Here is an 18455-nt window from a genome sequence, read left to right as displayed (position 1 = left end):
ATGCTATGGACTGAGAAAAAGCGAATGTATGCATTAACGAAAGGAACGCAACCATCGGTATGGCAAAATTCCAATTTTGTTATCTTATTTATTTCTGGTGCTATATTTTCAATAGGTAGCAAAATATATGAGCTAGCCTTGCCACTTATTTTGTATCAAAACACAAACTCAGCAGTTGTCATGTCAACGATGAGAGGTATTGAATTTTTACCAAACCTCCTTTTGGCGATGTTTATTGGTGTATTGGTGGATCGAGCACATAAAAAGCGCTGGTATTTGTGGGCAGTACTATTTCAAATTTTGATTTTATTTGGGCTGTTTTTTTCGATTGAATATGGTAAAACTTCTAATCTTATGTTTTATAGCTGTGGTTTTTTATTGATGACTTTCAGCTATGCTTCCTTTAATGCAAGGGCAAGTATCGTCAAGCTATCACTTCCGAACGAGATGTTGACTTCAGCTAATGCTTCCTTTAATTTTATTTTTACTTTGATTGGCATTATGGGGCCGGCAATCACAGGTGTTATTTTAATGCTATCTAATCTTCATTTAGGGTTACTTATGACTGCAGTTGCCTTTTCATTTACCTTTTTTATTCTTATGCTGTTAAAAACAGATGAATCTAGTTCACGTTCAGTCAAAAAAGGTTTTTGGAAGGAGTTAAGGGAAGGTTGGGTGGAGTTATATCGGAATAAAACACTCTGGCTAATTACGATTACTGTCGTTTTTCTAAATTCCACTGCTGGAATGGTGGATACTACGGTTATTTTCTATGCAAAGGATGTTTTGAGATTAACCGATGCGAAGCTTGGTCTCCTATTGTCATTTGCAGGAATAGGGGGATTGATTGGTAGTTTAATTGTAGGAAAGGTTCGTGCGAGATGGTCAACGGGACCAATCATCGTGGTAACGACTCTTTTAATCGGATTTTCCTACCTATTCTTATTTTCGGAGATTTACATTTTAGTAGGAATGGGTCTTTTGTTGAATGGATTATTTGGCACAATTAGTAATGTTTGTGTTTGGACGTTTCGCCAGGAGTCTACCGAGCAGCACATGATTGGTAGAATTAGCGGTATTACTGGATCGATTTTCAAACTCGGTATGCCATTCGCCATCTTTGCAGCAGGATGGATATCAGACCTATCCAATCCAAGTTTCGTTTTCATATTGGCATTCATCGGTAACATTTTCATCTTCATCATAGGCCGGTTTAGTCAGCTTTGGAATAAATAAAAGATGACTCTTTACCACATTAACGTGGTGGGGGTCAGTCCCTTGGCGCTTTAAAGCGCCAAGGGACTGACCCCACATGCATTAATATGTTAAAGTGTTTACTCGTAGGATTGGATTAATTCGTCAATGAGAGATCCCACATAAGAAACGGCTTTACGAATGGCGTCAGGTTTAGACATGTCTACTCCTGCGTGTTTTAATAAGTCAAGTGGCTTCATTGTTCCACCTGCACGAAGTACATCTAACCATCTTTCAACGACTGGATGGCCCTCTTCTTGGATCATTTGGGCTACTGCAGTAGATGCTGTCAGTCCAGCAGAATATGTGTATGGATATAATCCCATGTAATAATGTGGTTGGCGCATCCATGTTAGGTTAGCCCCTTCATCAAGCTCCACAGAATCGCCCCAGAATTCAGCTAGGACAGCTCCTTTTACTTCAGTTAACGTATTGGCAGTTAAAGCCTTTCCATCTTCAGCAAGTTGATACACTCTTCGTTGATATTCGCCTTCTAGGGCATGTGTGACAAAGTTATGGTAGTACGTTCCTAATAGTTGTAAAATCACCCAGCGGCGCATTTGTTTATCTTCTGTGCCTGCAAGTAAATGCTGCGCTAATAGCATTTCATTCATCGTAGAAGGTGCTTCAACGAAATAGGTAGAAGGACGGGTGTTCATGATTCGTTGGTTTTTATTAGCTAAATAGAAATGACCTGCATGTCCTAACTCATGAGCTAGAGTGAAGACATTTCGCATTGTATTTTGCCAAGTAATCAAAATATATGGATGTGACCCGTATGGACTTGAACAGAAGGCACCTGTTGATTTACCTACATTATCTGCTAGGTCTACCCATCTTTCTGATAGTCCGCGCTCCATAATCTCGCTGTACTCAGGTCCCATTACTTTTAAAGATTCTAAAATTAATTGGCTTGCTTCCTCGTATGAGGTCTTTGGACTAAAATCTGAATCCAGTGGTGCTTTTAAGTCGCAGAAAAGTAATGTATCTAGTCCCAATACTCGTTTTTTTAGTTGAGCGAATCGGCGCATATGAGGTGCCAGCTCATTTACCATAATATCAAGTTGGTTGTGATATATATCCTCAGTAACCTGCTGTGGTTCTAATAGCATTTGTGTTACCGAATCGTACTTTCTTAAACGAGAAAGGGCTACTTGCTTCTTGACCTCTGTTGCATAGGTGGAGGCAAATGTATTCTTATATTGCTTTAGCGTACTGACGAAAGATTTATATGCTTTCCGGCGTACATAAGTATTTGGTGAAAATTCATAGCGAGTTTCAAATAATGCAAACGAGTTAGGCAGTTCATTGCCTTCTTCATCTTCAATAGATGAGAACTGCATATCGGTTAATTTACTCATACTAAATATTTGGTGCGGAGCATTTAGAACCTCACCAAGTGCAGCTAGTGCTTCTTCCGTTTCTGGTGAAAGAGTATGTTGCTTCTTTGCAAGCAGCTCTTGTAAATTTTTCTGGAAAGGTTCAAGCTCTCTTTCTTCTTGTATAAATTTTTCAATCACACCGTCTGGGAGTGCAAGAATTTCTGAATCAATAAACGAAACAGCAGCAAGCATTTTTGTTCTAAGTGCAGATAACTTAGCAGAGTTTGCTTGATTAATAGGGTCCGTTCCGTCTGCTGATTGTCGTAAGCTAGCAAATGTCCAAGCTTTTATTAGCCTCATTGAAAGCTGTTCTTGAGCAAGTAAGCAATCAAGTAATGCTTTTGATCCAGTATGTAGAGTACTTTTATATTTCGTAATATTTGTAATCTCTTTCTCTATTTGTTCTAATTCTGTATTCCAAGCTTGATCCGAAACAAATAAATCATCAAGATTCCATGTCAGTTCCACAGGTACTTCCGATCGGTTTAACCGTTTTTCTACCGTTTTTTCCATTTGAAACTCCTCCTCTAATAATAATTCTTCGACTCACTAACTATTTTATATTATTCGAATATTTAGTAAAAGAAAAATGATTGAGAATCATTCCTTTAGCGAATTAACGTGCCGGGGGTCAGTCCCCCGGTACGTTAATTCGCTAAAGGGTTGTAAAAAAGAGATAGAAATTATTGTTAAACAGTGAAACGTATGATAATATTTAACTACCGAACGGTTGGTAGTTAAATATCACAGAAGTCGCGACCAATTATTTCTTTTAATACGAGGGAGGTCCATCATGAAAATTGCTTTATGGGGAGATAGCCTTACGGAAGGAAGACCAGGGGTTTCTTTTTCAAGTCTATTAGAGCAAAGAATGCCTGAAAATTCGTTTACCAACTATGGTAAACCTGGCGACACCTTAATCAGTATGTATAAGAGAATGGAGAAAGAGAAAATTGATTTTGAATACGACATAACTTTTATTTGGATTGGAGTGAATGATCTATATTCCAATGTTTTGGGAGTAAAACAGCACCCAGTTGTTAGAAGCCATACGGAGTTCAGACACTTTTATGAAAAAGTAATTGAGACTGCACTAACATGGTCAAAGAAAGTTATCACTGTATCACCTGCGCTTATAGGAGAGCGTGTAGGTAATCAGTGGAATAGGGAGCTTAAAGAATTATCTAATCTGATAAAGGATATTAGTTCGAAATATACAGAAGTGACCTTTTTAGATTTGCATCAAACCTTTGCTAATGAAGTAAGAAACAAAAATTGTTCTGATTATATTTCGATCAAACCTATGAAGGTTTTAATAGATGTTCTATTTATGCGTAAGAGATTTCAAGTGGATAAAGCGGCTCAAAAAAGGGGACTACATCTAACCCTTGACGGGGTACATCTCAATAGTAAAGGTGCAGACATTGTAGCGAATCTTTATGAAAAATTATTAAAGGAAATTGTCTGAAATACACAGAAAAAAAGGAGTAGATCAAATGAGTACATTTGTATTGGTTCATGGAGCATTTAGCGGTGCCTGGTGTTGGGAAAAGGTTGCGCCAAGATTAGAAGAATTAGGACATCGCGTCATAGCAGTGGATTTACCCTCTCATGGAAAGGATATGACTTCTCCATCAGTAGTCACAATGCAACATTATACCGAATATGTAAAAAAGCTGTTGGAAAATGAGTTGGAAAAAGTCATTTTAGTTGGGCATAGCTTAGGTGGGCTTGTTATTTCACAAGTGGCGGAATACATTTCTGAAAAGATTGATTTGCTTGTTTATGTTGCGGCACTTCTTCCGGAAGATGGTCAAACATTTTTACAAATGAATGAAAGAAATCAGAAGGCACTTCCTTTACCGATTTCCATTAGTGAGGATCAAACGTATTTCAAGTTAAATGTAGAAGCAATAAAAGAGCATTTCTATGGTGAATGTACAGAAGAAGATTTTCAACAAGCGAAAATTAAACATAGTGACCAAGCATTAGCACCTTTTATGACACCAGTAAGTCTAACTAACGAATGCTTTGGGTTCGTTCGGAAGGTCTATATAGAAACGCTTAAAGATCGATCCCTCTCGATTGAATTTCAAAGGGAGATGTATTCGAACACACCATGTGAAAAAGTATTCACACTTGATGCAGACCATTCACCATTTTTGTCTCAACCACAATTACTAGTTTCCTATTTAGATAGTTTAAGTAAATAGTCTGGAAGAAGTAAGGAGAACTTCTAATTAAAAGGTCAAACTTGAATTAAGTTGTAAAAAAAATAGTGTCATGCTAAAGTGAAACTACCAAATGGTTGGTTGTATATAAATATTGAGGTGCTTTAAATGATTTCAACGAAAGAAAAAATTAAAAAAGTTGCTCTCACCCATTTTGCAACAAAAGGATACGCAGGGACGTCTATGAAAAATATTTCTGATGATTTGGGGCTGAATAAAGCATCGTTATATTCACACTTTAAAGGTAAAGAAGAAATTTTGATGGCCGTTTACTTTGATTTAGTCCAAAATTATGTAGAACTGAATAAGACCTTGTTTGAAGAAGCAAAAGACTTAGATGTACAAAATAAATTACAACATATTTTTGATGGTTATATTAAGTTTTACTACAATCATACAGAAATACAAATGTTTTGGAGTCAGATGACTCTTTTAAGTCCACTTGAAATAAGGGGAACTATCCTAAAGGATTTAACAGAAAAAGACCAATTTTTCCAAATGAAAATGGAAGAAATATTTTTGTCCGCGATGGACGAAGGAATCATTCGAAGAGACATTCCTTCAAAGTTAGTAATGTCGTTCAGAGCAATGAGAGATGGTTTATTATCTTGGATGTTAGTAGTACCTGGAATCAATGAAGAATCCATCGGCTCCTTCTGGAACGACTACTGGCTAGGATTAGCATGTAGAGAAGAAAGTAAATAAAATATTGCTTAAAAACTAATTGCTTTAGCGCATTAACGTATCGGGGGTCAGACCCCCGATACGTTAATGCGCTAAAGTTTTTTTAGTTTTGATAATTTATTTTCTTTTATCGTCAAATTTCGATTGAATTTTCTAAATATTATGTGTAATATTAGTCATAATATTTACTGAATTGTAACAATTATTTGATATTTTAGAAAAAATAGGCGGTGAAGTGGTGAATAAAGAACCTATTCTTCGAATAAAGGACTTAAAAGTGTCGTTTCAATCTGGAAAGCGATACGTACCTGCTGTGGATGGAATTAGTTTTGAATTAAAAGAGGGGGAAATTCTAGGAATCGTGGGTGAATCAGGGAGTGGTAAGAGCGTTACGTCCTTGACTACGATGGGACTCATTCCTTCCCCGCCAGGCAAAATTGAGGCTGCGCAGCTTACCTTCGATGGAAAGGATTTGAATAACCTTTCTGAGAAAGAGTGGAGAAAAATTCGTGGGAATCAAATATCAATGATTTTCCAAGAACCAATGACTTCCTTAAATCCACTGTTTACAATTGGAAACCAGTTAATGGAGGCTATTCGATTACATACTGATCTTTCAAAAGCGGAAATAAAAGTTCGATGCATCGAATTACTAAAGCTAGTCGGAATTCCACGAGCAGAAGGAATTCTAAAGGAGCATCCGCACCAGTTGTCAGGTGGGATGAGACAGAGGGTCATGATTGCAATGGCGATGGCGTGTAATCCCAAAGTACTTATTGCGGACGAGCCAACAACTGCTCTGGATGTAACCATACAAGCACAGATTCTAGCCTTAATGAAGGATTTGAACAAGAAAACCGATACATCCATCATTCTTATCACACATGATTTAGGGGTTGTTGCTGAAATCTGTGAACGAGTGATTGTCATGTACTCCGGTCAAATTGTCGAACAAGGAGACGTTCGAACGATTCTAAAGAATCCAAAGCACCCTTATACGAAGGGTCTATTAAAATCAGTGCCAGACTTAAGGGGGAAAAAGGATCGTTTGTACAGCATCCCTGGAAATGTTCCTGCACCAGGTACGATACAGAAAGGCTGCCGATTTGCTGCACGTTGTGCTGAAGCTATCGAAAGATGCCATGAAGAATCACCTGAATTATACAAATCAGAAAAACAAGGACATGAAATACGATGTTTCTTACATACATTGAAAGAGGGGAGTGACATACATGTCGGAGTTACTTCTTGAAGTTAACGGTTTGAAAAAATACTTCCCAATTACAGGTGGTGTGTTAGGAAGAAAAGTAGGAGAAGTGAAGGCAGTTGATGATGTCTCCTTTTTCGTAAAAAAAGGGGAAACATTAGGGATTGTTGGAGAAAGTGGTTGTGGTAAGTCGACAACTGGGCGACTGTTGATGCGGTTGATTGAAGCAAGTGACGGAAAAATCACTTTTGAAGATAAAGAAATCACGAGAATGTCAAAATCAGAGTTAAGAAAAACGCGTCGTGATATTCAAATGGTATTTCAAGATCCTTATGCTTCCTTAAATCCTCGTCATTCTATTGAAAAAATCCTTGAGGAACCACTCATTGTACACGGAATTGGGACAAAAGAGGAAAGAAAGAAGCAAGTCCAAGAGATGCTCGAAGTAGTCGGACTAAGTAGTTATCACGCAAAGCGTTATCCTCATCAATTCAGTGGAGGTCAGCGTCAGCGGATTGGGATTGCAAAAGCACTGATGACGAAACCAAAGCTTATTATCGCTGATGAACCAGTGTCAGCACTTGATGTTTCCATCCAAGCGCAAGTTCTTAACTTAATGAAGGATATTCAAAAAGAGTTTCAGCTTACCTACATATTTATTGCACATGATTTAGGCGTGGTGCGACATATAAGCGACCGTGTTGGCGTGATGTATTTAGGTAGATTAATAGAGCTAGCGGAAAGTGAAGAGCTATACGAAAATCCTAAGCATCCATATACAAAAGCACTGCTCTCAGCCGTTCCTATTCCAGACCCGGATATTAAGAGGGAAACGATTTTAATCGAAGGAGAACTTCCAAGCCCTGCAAACCCTCCTTCGGGCTGCGCTTTTCATACAAGATGCTCACAAGTAATGGATATTTGCAAAACAACGAGACCAGACGAAAGCAATTTGAACGGTCATTTTGTCGCATGTCACTTATATAAGTAACATGCTGCATTGATGATATATAAAAAAAGATACAGGGGGTAAGAATGCTTATGAAGAAAAACAGGTTTAAAATGTTGCTAGTTGCATTACTAGCAATCAGTATGTTTCTAGTTGGTTGTAATAGCAAAACAAACCAAAATAGCGACGACAAAAAGGAACCAGTTACAGAAAACGAGAAGCCGAAGAAAGATACACTTGTGTATGGCCGTGGTGGGGATTCAGTTTCATTAGATCCAATCACAACAACGGAAGGTGAAACGTTCAAAGTTACAGAAAATATTTTTGAAAATTTAGTAGCATTTGGTGATCAAGATACAACCATCAACCCTGGACTTGCAGAAGATTGGGAAGTTACAGAGGATGGACTAACTTACACATTCAAACTACGTCAAGGTGTTAAATTCCATGATGGAACAGACTTTAATGCAGATGCAGTTGTATTCAACTTTAACCGTTGGATGAATGGGAACGAAAAGGACTTCCCTTATTACACAATGTTTGGTGGATATAAGGCAGATGAAGGCCATGTTATTAAAGAAGTAACAGCTGTAGACGCAAATACAGTTAAGTTCGTTCTGAAAAGACCACAAGCTCCTTTCTTGAAAAATTTAGCTATGTCTCCATTTGGAATAGCTAGCCCAACTGCAGTTGAAAAATACGGCGCTGATTTCAGAGCAAATCCAGTAGGTACTGGACCATTCAAATTTGTTGAGTGGAAACAAAACGATACTATCACACTTGAAAAGAACCCTGAGTACTGGCAAGAAGGCTTACCGAAGTTAAACAAGGTTATTTACCGAGTTATTCCTGAAAACACTGCTCGTTTGAACGCTCTTGCAAATGGCGAAATTGATGTTATGGATGGATTAAATAACTCTGATGAAGCGACAGTTTTAGCAAACGAAAATTTACAAGTAATTGAACGTCCATCAATGAACGTTGGTTACATCGGTTTAACAAACACTCGTAAACCATTCGATAATAAATTAGTTCGTCAAGCGATTAACCATGCTATCGATAAACAAGCAATCATTGACGCATTCTATGGTGGAAAGGCAGTTCCAGCAGTAAATGCAATGCCACCTGCCATTGAAGGATATAACGATGCAGTTGAACCATATCCATATGATCTTGAAAAAGCAAAAGCATTACTTGCTGAAGCAGGATATGCAAAAGGATTTGAAATGGACTTATGGGCAATGCCTGTAGCTCGCCCATACATGCCTGAAGCAATGAAGGTAGCAGAAGTTATTCAAGCAAGCTTAGCTGAAATCGGTGTGACTGCAAAAATCCAATCTGTTGACTGGGCAACTTATTTAGATAAAGCAACTGCAGGTGAATTTGATGCCTTCATGCTTGGTTGGACTGGTGACAATGGAGATCCAGATAACTTCTTATACACATTGTTAGACAAAGATAGCATTGGAAGTAACAACAATGCTCACTATAGCAGTGACGAACTACACGAAGTTTTAATTCAAGCGCAAACAGAAACAGATCAAGCTACACGTAACGAACTTTACAAGAAAGCTCAAGAAATCATCCATGAAGATGCTCCTTGGGTACCACTTGTTCACTCCATTCCATTATTAGCAGCTGGTAAAGATGTTGCAAACTACTTACCACATCCAACTGGTTCTGAAGCAATGACTAAGGTGGAATTCAAATAGTAAGGGCAAAAAGGGGAGGGAGCTTTGCCTCCCCTTTTGTTAACGAAACAGGTAATTCAGCATAAAGAGGTGAAAAGATGTTTACTTATTCCGTCCGCCGTATACTCTCATTAATACCTGTCTTGTTAGGGATGACTCTCGTTGTTTTTGCTATTATTCATGCCATTCCAGGAAATCCTGCCCAAGTCATTCTTGGACAGAGAGCAACGGCAGAATCGATTGCATCTTTAACTAAGGAATTAGGATTGGACAGGCCATGGTACATACAATATTTTGACTATTTAAATGCATTGATTCATGGAGATTTAGGAACCTCTTTAAGGACTAGAGGACCAATTAATGAAGAAGTATGGCCTTTCTTAGCGGCAACTGTTGAACTGACCGTTGTAGCCATGGTTATTGCTATCATTATTGGTGTAAACGCGGGAATTATTAGCGCTTGGTTTTCCAAATCATGGTTTGACTATGTTGCTATGGTACTTGCCCTAATCGGTGTTTCCATGCCAATCTTTTGGTTAGGATTAATGGAGCAATGGGCATTCTCTATAGAATTAGGGTGGTTCCCAACAACGGGAAGAAATGATGTCCGGGACCCAGTAACGGCTGTTACCAATCTATATTTGATTGATACACTGCTTCAAGGTAGATACGATCAATTTGGTACGGTCATTAAGCACCTCGTTTTACCAAGTAACGCTCTTGCCACGATTCCGATGGCGATCATTGCGAGAATGACTCGTGCAACGATGTTAGAGGTCATGAAATCAGATTATATCCGAACAGCTAGAGCAAAAGGACTTAGAATGTTCTGGGTTGTTTATAAGCATTCCTTAAAAAATGCCATTATCCCCGTTCTTACGATCATCGGTTTACAAATGGGACTTCTTCTAGGAGGAGCTATTCTAACAGAAACGATCTTTGGTTGGCCGGGAATTGGAAGATACTTATATGATGCGATAGCCTACCGTGATTACCCTGTCATTCAGTCTGGGATACTGATCATCGCAGCCATCTTTGTATTAATTAACTTGGTTGTCGATTTACTTTATGTCTTAGTCGATCCAAGAATTAAATACAATAAATAGTAGGAGGAGGGATCTAGAGTGGCTGAACTTGCAAAAAACACAGCACATATTCAACCGATAACCGCTGAAGAAAAACTGATACCTCCATGGAAAGAAGCATGGTTGTCTTTTTGTAAAAACCGTTTAGCTTTAATTGGTTTAGGAATTGTAATCTTTTTTATCATCGTAGCCATTATCGCACCATGGATTGCGCCATATAGCTATAAAGGTGTTGATTTACCAAAAAGATTACTTCCACCATCAAGTGATCATTGGTTTGGAACTGATGACTTTGGAAGAGATATTTTTTCGCGTATTGTTTATGGAGCTAGAATATCATTATGGGTTGGATTCTTTTCAGTATTGGGCTCAGTAGTTGCCGGAACGACATTAGGAATTGTGGCTGGATATTATGGACGTTGGATCGATGCCATTATTTCGCGGATTTTTGATATTATGCTTGCTTTTCCAAGTATTCTATTAGCGATCGCAGTAGTCGCTATTCTTGGTCCATCATTACAAAATGCGCTTATTGCCATTGCGGTGATCAATATTCCAAATTTCGGACGACTAGTGCGGTCGAAAGTTCTGAGTGTAAAACAAGAAGAATATATTATGGCAGCTAGAGCTGTTGGAATGAAGGATACACGTATTCTTTTCCGCCATATATTACCGAACAGTGTATCACCAGTGATTGTTCAAGCTACATTAGCAATTGCCACAGCAATCATTGAAGCCGCCGCACTTGGATTCCTTGGATTAGGTGCACAAGCTCCCGAACCAGAATGGGGGAAAATGCTATCTGACTCAAAACAATATTTGATGCAAGCGCCATGGACATTATTTTTTCCAGGGGTTGCGATCATGTTAGTTGTTCTTGGCTTCAACTTAATGGGAGATGGTTTAAGGGATGTTCTCGATCCAAAAATGAAGCAATAAAAGGAGGCTCCTTGGTGAGTCTCCTATTCTTTTGTTATGAATACATTAGTATTGGATGGGGGTTCCTAACTGATTCTAGACTGGAACGAAATTTCGGTGTCATGCACTTATTGTGCAGGCACCTTTTTTAGAATCTTTCAAGATAAATATATATTGAACTTTCAATTTCCTATGATTATGATTAGAATAATGTTTGTTCTGGGGAGAGACTTCGTATGCAACCGAAAATTCTAATTGCTGAAGATGAAGAAGTATTACGTCAATTATTATGTATGTATTTAAAAAGGGAAAATTATCTTATAGAAGAAGTTGATAATGGGGCTGAAGCGTTAGAAAAAGGACTTATGAATGATTATGATTTAATTATCCTCGATATATTAATGCCGGGTAAAGATGGATTAACCGTCCTTAAGGAATTGCGAAAGGTCAAGGCAACACCCATTGTGATTCTGACGGTTGAGGGCGGTTTTAGCGAACGGACACAAGGAATCCAAATGGGAGCAACAGATTATATTTTTAAGCCATTTAGCCCTGCACAGTTTGTCAAAAGAATTAAAGAAATACTAGAATCTAATAAAATCTAAAAAAGACTGCATTTAAAGCCGGTCTTTTTTGTATTAGGTTGGGTATATTATGAATTAATATATATAATGCACTGGAGATTTTGTTACCGTTTTATAAAATAATAGAAGGTGTGAGGCGGAAGATGATAAAAACGGTGACCGTAAAAGGAATTACCATTGGTGAGGGTTTACCGAAAATTTGTGTTTCGATCATTGGGGGTTCTTTGGAGGAATTACAAGAAGAAGCAAAGACGGTTCAGAAGCTTGATCTAGATATTGTTGAGTGGCGAGTCGATTTTTTTGAAGAAGTTAAGAAGATAGAAAAAGTCGAAGAGGCTTTAGCGGCTATCCGAGCGATATTAATAGATGTTCCACTTGTTTTTACATTCCGTAGCACGAAGGAAGGCGGAGAAAAGGAAGTCGACGCGGATTATTATGTTGCATTGAACAAAGCAATGATCGAAACGGGTCAAGTGGATCTTATTGATGTGGAGTTATTTAGTAATGCAGCGAATGATCTAATTGAGCTGGCCCATACAAATGGAGTATTTGTGATCATTTCGAATCATGATTTTGAAAAAACTCCTTCAAAAGAGGAAATCGTCTCACGTCTAAGAAAGGCCCAGGAAATGGGGGGAGATCTACCAAAAATTGCGGTAATGCCGCAAAGTACTGCGGATATATTAACATTGCTTGAGGCAACTCATATCATGTACGAGCAGTATGCAGATAGACCCATTATTACTATGTCGATGACTGGTAAAGGAGTTATTAGCCGGCTTGCAGGAGAAATTTTTGGCTCAGCCATCACATTTGGAGCAGCAAAAAAAGCATCTGCACCAGGTCAAGTAGAAGTCGCGGAATTAAGAGAAACAATCAACTTGATACATAAATATTTGTGAACTTTTTGGCAATTTGCGGACATCAAGGACCTCTCTTGATGTCCGTAAAATCATGTTTTTGCTTAATTATGGTCACTATGAACCTTTTATGTTGACTGTTTCCTAGTATTTATCTCAAAAATGGTTACCATGAGCCTCTCATGAAGCCCTAAACTTGTATTTTTCTCGAAAACAGTAACCATGAATTCCCCTTAAATCTGCCCTCTTTTTTATCCACAGTGATTATTCATGTACTCAGGTAATAAATCACCATCTTATCACTTTATCTACAATTGTTCTCTAGTTATCTACAATAAATGTGGAGAAATGGACTGGTGGAATAGTTATCAACAGGATAAAAATAAAAATGATTAGCTTCAATACAATGTTATCCACAAAATGAACTAAATGTAAAAAAAGAATTAACCACAGCCGTAAAGAATGTATAAATACTAACTACAAAAAGGGTGAAACAATGAAACTTTTCAAGCAATCATGGGTGGATCATGTTTTTACGGTGATTAGAGGTTTTTGGTTTTTAATATGGATGATCATTTTTATCTATAAACCAGAATTCCATCAGATGGTGGTCCCAGTGATCGGTATAATCATTTGGTTAATTACATCATATGTGGTTCCGCAATTTATTCCTAGAAAGAAAATTGGATATCCCATACTTGAACTAGGAATAACAGGCAGTCTTTATGTTTACCTCTTCATTTTTGAAAAAACGGATTCTTCGATCTTGCTGATTCCAGCTGTCATATTAGGTTTTAATTATTCAAAACGATTCGTCTGGTGGGGTGCAGCTCTTGGTACACTGTTGATCCCATTAGCGGGGGTTTTTCTAATTCCTTCGATGGTGATCGTTTCCCTAACCCATATTTTAAATAACGCAATCGCAGTAGGACTGGGTTTTGCTTTTAATAGAATGGTAGTTTTGTTAAAAAGGAACGAGGAACAATATATGTTGATTCAAGAACAGAATAAAGCGTTGGAACTATACGCACAGAAGGTGGAAAGTTTAACTCTTCTTCAAGAAAGAGACCGGATGGCTAAAGAAATACACGATACAATGGGGCACACTTTCACGTCTGTGATTATTGGAATGGATGGAGTAACTTCAAATATTCAGAAGGCAAATTACGATAAAGCATTAGAGCGGTTAAGACGTCTTCGAAAACTAACAAAGGAAGGTTTAGATGAGATTCGGAAAAATATTCATGATAGAGCGCTAGATGAAGAGGACACACTACTATCTGAAACTTTGACTAGGTTAGCGAAAGATTTCGGTAACCATACGAATACTGTCATCTCCATTCGGATTTTAGGCCAAGAATACGAGGTACCCCTTCCTACAAAATTAACACTTATTCGGTGTTTACAAGAAACGTTAACTAACGCGAAGAATCATGGTGAGGCAAGTGTAATGGAAATCAAGATCGATTTCCAAGCAGATTTTTTAGCGATGAAAATAAAAGATAATGGAATAGGGATGGATGAACAAAGCTGGGGTTTCGGGCTAATGAGTATGAAGGAAAGAATAGAGCGGCTACAAGGAGAAATGACAATCCATTCAGAAAAAGGAATAGGTACGGAGCTTGTCTGTTATATTCCAAGGAGATAACTATATGAGTCTTATAAAATTGCTAATTGTAGATGACCAAGAAATGATTCGTGAGAGCTTAAATGATGTTTTTGAAATGGATGAAGGCATCGAAACTATTGGATTAGCGGGTAATGGACAAGAGGCGATTCAAATATGTTCTGACCATCAACCAAACATCGTCCTAATGGACATTAGGATGCCAATCATGGATGGAGTCGAGGCGACTAAGGTAATTAAGCAGAAATGGCCGAACATTAGAGTCATCATCTTGACGACTTTCCAAGAAATTAACTATGTAACTGAAGCACTTAGTGCTGGAGCTGAAGGCTATCTATTAAAGGCAATAGAACCGAATGATTTAATCGCTGGAATGAAATTAATTTTTCATGGGGGAACTCTCATTTCGAAAGAAATCGCTCAACTAATGATTGAAAAAATGCAGCCAGTTGCCTCGGTGGCATCGAGTCAAAAAAAGGCTGTGAACCCTTATAGCTTAACAGAGCGTGAACTAGAAGTACTAAAAAAACTTGCTGACGGTCTTAATAATGCGGAAATTGCAGCTAATTTGTATTTATCGGAGGGGACGGTTAAAAATTACATTTCTAATATTTACTCTAAATTTGACATACATGATCGGGTGAAATTAGCAATGATGGCAAGGCAAGAAGGGATTATCTAAAAGTTATGACCACAGTCACTATGGATCATTTTTTTTCTAGTGGATAATGATTCCATAAGTGACCTGAGGAGCGTGCGTAATTAATGTTAAAAAGAATTTTTGTTATTTTGATCTATTTATTAATGAGTATAACTTGTACTATTAGCCCAGTCTTTGCAGAAGGGGATCAATTTCAAAAGATTGATCACTATGTGAAAAAGCAAATGAAGGAGCAATCTATTGTTGGTTTGTCTTATGCCATTATTAAAGATGATAAAATTGTTCATATGAATGCTTTAGGTAAAGCAGATTTAGGAAGAGCAATGAAAACTAGCACCCCAATAAGAATTGGATCATTAAGTAAATCCTTTACAGCTCTTGCTATAATGCAACTCGTTGAAAAAGGGAGTATAAATCTTCAAGCACCTGTTACCCAGTACATTCCCTCATTTCAGCTAAAGGACAAAGAGAAATCGGACAAAATCACTGTCCAGCATTTGCTGAACCAAGTGAGTGGAATACCTGGAATGGCTGATATGGAGCTAGGGGACCAATTGAAAAATAAGTCACTAGAAGAGACGGTGAAACTATTAAAAATAGTGGAGACTTCGCATCCAGCTGGTGAAAAGTTCGAGTATGCGAATTTTAATTATCTTAGTTTAGGGTTAATCGTTGAAAAGGTTTCAGGTTTGTCTTTAGAAGACTATATTGATCAGTATATTTTAAAGCCGCTAAATATGAGTCAAAGCTTTACGTCTGTAAAAGAAGCGAAAAGATTTGGACTTTCAAAAGGGTTTTCGCCATGGTTCGGATTACACTATCCTGCAAAAACATTTATGGATGATCTTCCGAACTTTTTAGCTAGTGGTTATATGGTATCTAGTGTGAAAGATTTGGGGAAATATGTTTTAGCTTTTATGAATGGCTCTTCTTTACTTTCAACTGATGGAATGAAGAAGCTCCAGACCCCTTCTTCAAAGGCAAAAATGATCATGGGTGGAAAATATTATGGAGATTATGCAATGGGCTGGTTTAGCCGAAATCTTGATGGAATAAATGTTATTGGTCACGCTGGAGATCTTCCATCGGTTGGACAATCAGATATGTATATCATTCCTGAAACAAAGGAAGCCATTGTGATCCTTTCAAATACGAATAACAATTATGCACCAGGTAGTGTACATGACATTACTGAAGGCGTCATTCGTTTACTTGCAGATAAGGAACCTGCCTCACAAGCTACTAAAAAATCATTTCAGCAATTTTACCTTATAGCTGATGGGGTAATTATCGGTATTTTACTCTTAATAGGAGGGACTTTCTTTCGATTAAGAAAATTTAAACGTAATTTTCTTCCATTAAACATATGGAAATTTTTATGGGGAGTATTCCAAATAGTTGTTCCAGCCATGATCTACTTAGCTTTGCCTAAAGTTCTAAACTTGCCGAAATGGAGTGTTGTAACGGCAGTTCAACCAGATTTAATAACTGTACTATTAATCTCTCTATTCTTCATTTTCGCCATCGGAATTTGTAAGTTACAAATAATAGTCAGTTGGATACTTAATAGAAAAATCAAAGTTTCTAAATATAGTTAAAATGAAGGCGCCATTTGCTTCTTTTAGACAAAAATCTAAAGGGAGGGGAGGGCGTTCTTATTTTTGTTAAAAGCGAAATACTTCTTTTTATGTTTCATAAAATTCTGTAAAATAGAGTAATACTATTTGAAGGGTTTGGAGTGATCTTTATGACAATAAACTTCCCGATTTTTGGAGATGTGAATGAGTCTTTACACCCAGATGAAATTATTGATTTATTCCTTAACTGTACACCTGATGGAATGACGATTGTTGATTTGGAAAATCGTTTCATTCGTATAAATCATATGTACACAAAACTTTTCGGTTATACAGAGGAAGATGTCATAGGGCGAAGATTTAATGAATTTCCTAACCCGAAAACTGTGATTGATATAATTGAACAAGTGAAAAATGGTCAATCATTCATCAATCTGATTTCTAAACGAAATCATAAAAACGGCACTGAATTAGATATCGCCGTTTCGTATTCTCCTTTTCGAAATTCTTCCGGTGAAATTATTGCTATTATTGCTGTATATCGTGATATTACCGCCTCGAAGACATTGGAGAGAGAATTAAATAAAACTCGTGAACTGTATAAATTAATTACTGAAAATACAACAGATATGATCAAATTGATTTCGAAAGATGGAAAAATTTTATATGCCTCCCCATCTTATACAAATGTGAAGGGAATAAACGCTGAAGAATTAATCGGTAGGGATGAAATTGAGTTATTCCTACCTGAAGAAATAGAATCCTATAAAAGGATCACTCAGAAATTATTTGAAACAGGGGAGCCGCAAATTTTTCAAAAAAAGCTAATCACGGCAGATAATAAAATTATTTACGCTGAGTACAATATGACACCTATTTATAATGATCAAAATGAAATTGAATCCTTTGTTTCAGTTGGTAGAGATATTACTGAACGGGTAAGAAATGATGCTGCTCTCCGAAATTTAGATCGTCTCTCGATTGTTGGGCAATTGGCTGCTGGAGTGGCTCATGAAATCCGAAATCCGTTGACGTCTCTTAAAGGATTTTCTAAATTAATGAGAAATATGAAAGATAATGTGAAACAAAAAGAATATTTATCGATCATTACAAATGAATTGGATCGAATCGATATGATTGTGAATGAGTTTATGTCATTGGCAAAACCACAGGCTATTCAATTTGAGAGAGAAAACCTCCAATCAATTATCGAAAGTACGATTACTATTCTTCATCCACAAGCATTATTGCATAATGTTCAAATTAAATTTGATTTTCAAGATGCGATTGAACTACTTTGCAGTCCACATCAATTAAAACAAGTATTTGTTAACATTTTAAAAAATGCAATTGAATCCATGCCAAATGGGGGGAACGTCTCAATTTACGTTCAAAAGCTGGAAAATACGAGAGTGGAAATCAACTTTACTGATGAAGGTGTTGGAATAGAAACAGAGCTCATGCAGTATTTAGGAACACCCTTCTATACTTCAAAGGATAGAGGAATTGGCCTTGGACTTACAGTCAGTAATAAAATTATCCAAGAACACAATGGAACAATGAAAATAGAAAGTGTTATTGGAAAAGGAACGACTGTGAGGGTGGATTTGGAGTGTTTATGAATGAAAAAGAGGCAGGAGCTAAATGCTCCTGCTTCTTGATTCATTTCTTATTCCGTCTATTAGGACCAAAGAATGCACTCATTGTAGCTATAAATCCAGGTAGAAGACTCCAAAGGAAAAATC

16 protein-coding genes are annotated in these 18455 nt (G+C 37.4%); 15 read left to right on the top strand and 1 reads right to left on the bottom strand.

The window, feature by feature from the left end:
- Window positions 1–1236: an MFS transporter gene (locus ACFSO7_RS13320; RefSeq protein WP_377877816.1), complete on the top strand. Its 1236-nt coding sequence runs from the start codon at window positions 1–3 to the stop codon at window positions 1234–1236.
- A 98-nt stretch (window positions 1237–1334) separates the two neighbouring features.
- On the opposite strand, the gene pepF is transcribed toward ACFSO7_RS13320, so the two are convergent.
- Window positions 1335–3149 carry an oligoendopeptidase F gene (gene pepF / locus ACFSO7_RS13315; RefSeq protein ID WP_377877815.1) on the bottom strand — a complete coding sequence of 605 codons (1815 nt, stop codon included), beginning with the start codon at window positions 3147–3149 and terminating at the stop codon, window positions 1335–1337.
- A gap of 280 nt (window positions 3150–3429) precedes the next feature.
- Between pepF and ACFSO7_RS13310 the strand changes: the two genes are divergently transcribed.
- From ACFSO7_RS13310 to ACFSO7_RS13245, 14 genes are all read left to right on the top strand, one after another.
- A complete protein-coding gene (locus ACFSO7_RS13310) occupies window positions 3430–4104 on the top strand; it encodes an SGNH/GDSL hydrolase family protein (RefSeq protein ID WP_377877814.1) in 675 nt (224 codons plus the stop codon).
- Between the two features lie 28 nt (window positions 4105–4132).
- Window positions 4133–4849, top strand: a complete 717-nt coding sequence (locus ACFSO7_RS13305) for an alpha/beta fold hydrolase (RefSeq protein WP_377877813.1) — start codon at window positions 4133–4135, stop codon at window positions 4847–4849.
- 126 nt (window positions 4850–4975) lie between these two features.
- Window positions 4976–5572, top strand: a complete 597-nt coding sequence (locus tag ACFSO7_RS13300; protein ID WP_377877812.1) for a TetR/AcrR family transcriptional regulator — start codon at window positions 4976–4978, stop codon at window positions 5570–5572.
- Between the two features lie 217 nt (window positions 5573–5789).
- Complete coding sequence (locus tag ACFSO7_RS13295) at window positions 5790–6803, top strand: ABC transporter ATP-binding protein (protein WP_377877811.1); 1014 nt, start codon at window positions 5790–5792, stop codon at window positions 6801–6803.
- Window positions 6784–7749 (top strand): ABC transporter ATP-binding protein, encoded by a 966-nt coding sequence (locus ACFSO7_RS13290; RefSeq protein ID WP_377877810.1) that lies wholly within the window; start codon window positions 6784–6786, stop codon window positions 7747–7749. Before ACFSO7_RS13295 ends, ACFSO7_RS13290 begins: the two co-directional genes overlap by 20 nt.
- A 50-nt stretch (window positions 7750–7799) precedes the next feature.
- Complete coding sequence (locus ACFSO7_RS13285; protein WP_377877809.1) at window positions 7800–9419, top strand: ABC transporter substrate-binding protein; 1620 nt, start codon at window positions 7800–7802, stop codon at window positions 9417–9419.
- A gap of 77 nt (window positions 9420–9496) precedes the next feature.
- The gene (locus ACFSO7_RS13280) at window positions 9497–10504 is read left to right on the top strand and encodes an ABC transporter permease (RefSeq protein ID WP_377877808.1); all 1008 of its coding nucleotides are present in this window, start codon (window positions 9497–9499) and stop codon (window positions 10502–10504) included.
- Between the two features lie 18 nt (window positions 10505–10522).
- On the top strand, window positions 10523–11422 hold the full coding sequence (nikC, locus tag ACFSO7_RS13275) for a nickel transporter permease (RefSeq protein WP_377877807.1): 900 nt from the start codon (window positions 10523–10525) through the stop codon (window positions 11420–11422).
- Window positions 11423–11637: 215 nt separating this feature from the next.
- Entirely contained in the window at window positions 11638–12006 is a 369-nt protein-coding gene (locus tag ACFSO7_RS13270) for a response regulator transcription factor (RefSeq protein WP_377877806.1), read from the top strand.
- Window positions 12007–12128: 122 nt separating this feature from the next.
- Entirely contained in the window at window positions 12129–12887 is a 759-nt protein-coding gene (gene aroD / locus ACFSO7_RS13265) for a type I 3-dehydroquinate dehydratase (RefSeq protein ID WP_377877805.1), read from the top strand.
- 454 nt (window positions 12888–13341) lie between these two features.
- Window positions 13342–14493 (top strand): sensor histidine kinase, encoded by a 1152-nt coding sequence (locus ACFSO7_RS13260; RefSeq protein ID WP_377877804.1) that lies wholly within the window; start codon window positions 13342–13344, stop codon window positions 14491–14493.
- A 4-nt stretch (window positions 14494–14497) separates the two neighbouring features.
- Window positions 14498–15154, top strand: coding sequence for a response regulator transcription factor (locus ACFSO7_RS13255; RefSeq protein ID WP_377877803.1), 657 nt, complete (start codon window positions 14498–14500; stop codon window positions 15152–15154).
- An 83-nt stretch (window positions 15155–15237) separates the two neighbouring features.
- Window positions 15238–16731: a serine hydrolase domain-containing protein gene (locus tag ACFSO7_RS13250; protein WP_377877802.1), complete on the top strand. Its 1494-nt coding sequence runs from the start codon at window positions 15238–15240 to the stop codon at window positions 16729–16731.
- Window positions 16732–16880: 149 nt separating this feature from the next.
- Entirely contained in the window at window positions 16881–18332 is a 1452-nt protein-coding gene (locus ACFSO7_RS13245) for a PAS domain-containing sensor histidine kinase (protein ID WP_377877801.1), read from the top strand.
- Window positions 18333–18455: the final 123 nt, after the last annotated feature.

The organism is Bacillus sp. CGMCC 1.16607 (genome assembly GCF_042683745.1).
Taxonomy (GTDB): domain Bacteria; phylum Bacillota; class Bacilli; order Bacillales; family Cytobacillaceae; genus Pseudoneobacillus.
The sequence above is the reverse complement of the archived record's forward strand: the minus strand, read 5'-3'. Positions and strand labels throughout refer to the sequence as shown.

Coding starts and splice junctions, on each gene's coding strand:
- aroD (WP_377877805.1), top strand. CDS start 12,129: ATGATAAAAACGGTGACCGTAAAAGGAATTACCATTGGTGAGGGTTTA.
- ACFSO7_RS13255 (WP_377877803.1), top strand. CDS start 14,498: ATGAGTCTTATAAAATTGCTAATTGTAGATGACCAAGAAATGATTCGT.
- ACFSO7_RS13260 (WP_377877804.1), top strand. CDS start 13,342: ATGAAACTTTTCAAGCAATCATGGGTGGATCATGTTTTTACGGTGATT.
- ACFSO7_RS13300 (WP_377877812.1), top strand. CDS start 4,976: ATGATTTCAACGAAAGAAAAAATTAAAAAAGTTGCTCTCACCCATTTT.
- ACFSO7_RS13285 (WP_377877809.1), top strand. CDS start 7,800: ATGAAGAAAAACAGGTTTAAAATGTTGCTAGTTGCATTACTAGCAATC.
- ACFSO7_RS13245 (WP_377877801.1), top strand. CDS start 16,881: ATGACAATAAACTTCCCGATTTTTGGAGATGTGAATGAGTCTTTACAC.
- ACFSO7_RS13280 (WP_377877808.1), top strand. CDS start 9,497: ATGTTTACTTATTCCGTCCGCCGTATACTCTCATTAATACCTGTCTTG.
- ACFSO7_RS13310 (WP_377877814.1), top strand. CDS start 3,430: ATGAAAATTGCTTTATGGGGAGATAGCCTTACGGAAGGAAGACCAGGG.
- pepF (WP_377877815.1), bottom strand. CDS start 3,149: ATGGAAAAAACGGTAGAAAAACGGTTAAACCGATCGGAAGTACCTGTG.
- ACFSO7_RS13290 (WP_377877810.1), top strand. CDS start 6,784: ATGTCGGAGTTACTTCTTGAAGTTAACGGTTTGAAAAAATACTTCCCA.
- ACFSO7_RS13305 (WP_377877813.1), top strand. CDS start 4,133: ATGAGTACATTTGTATTGGTTCATGGAGCATTTAGCGGTGCCTGGTGT.
- ACFSO7_RS13320 (WP_377877816.1), top strand. CDS start 1: ATGCTATGGACTGAGAAAAAGCGAATGTATGCATTAACGAAAGGAACG.
- ACFSO7_RS13250 (WP_377877802.1), top strand. CDS start 15,238: ATGTTAAAAAGAATTTTTGTTATTTTGATCTATTTATTAATGAGTATA.
- ACFSO7_RS13270 (WP_377877806.1), top strand. CDS start 11,638: ATGCAACCGAAAATTCTAATTGCTGAAGATGAAGAAGTATTACGTCAA.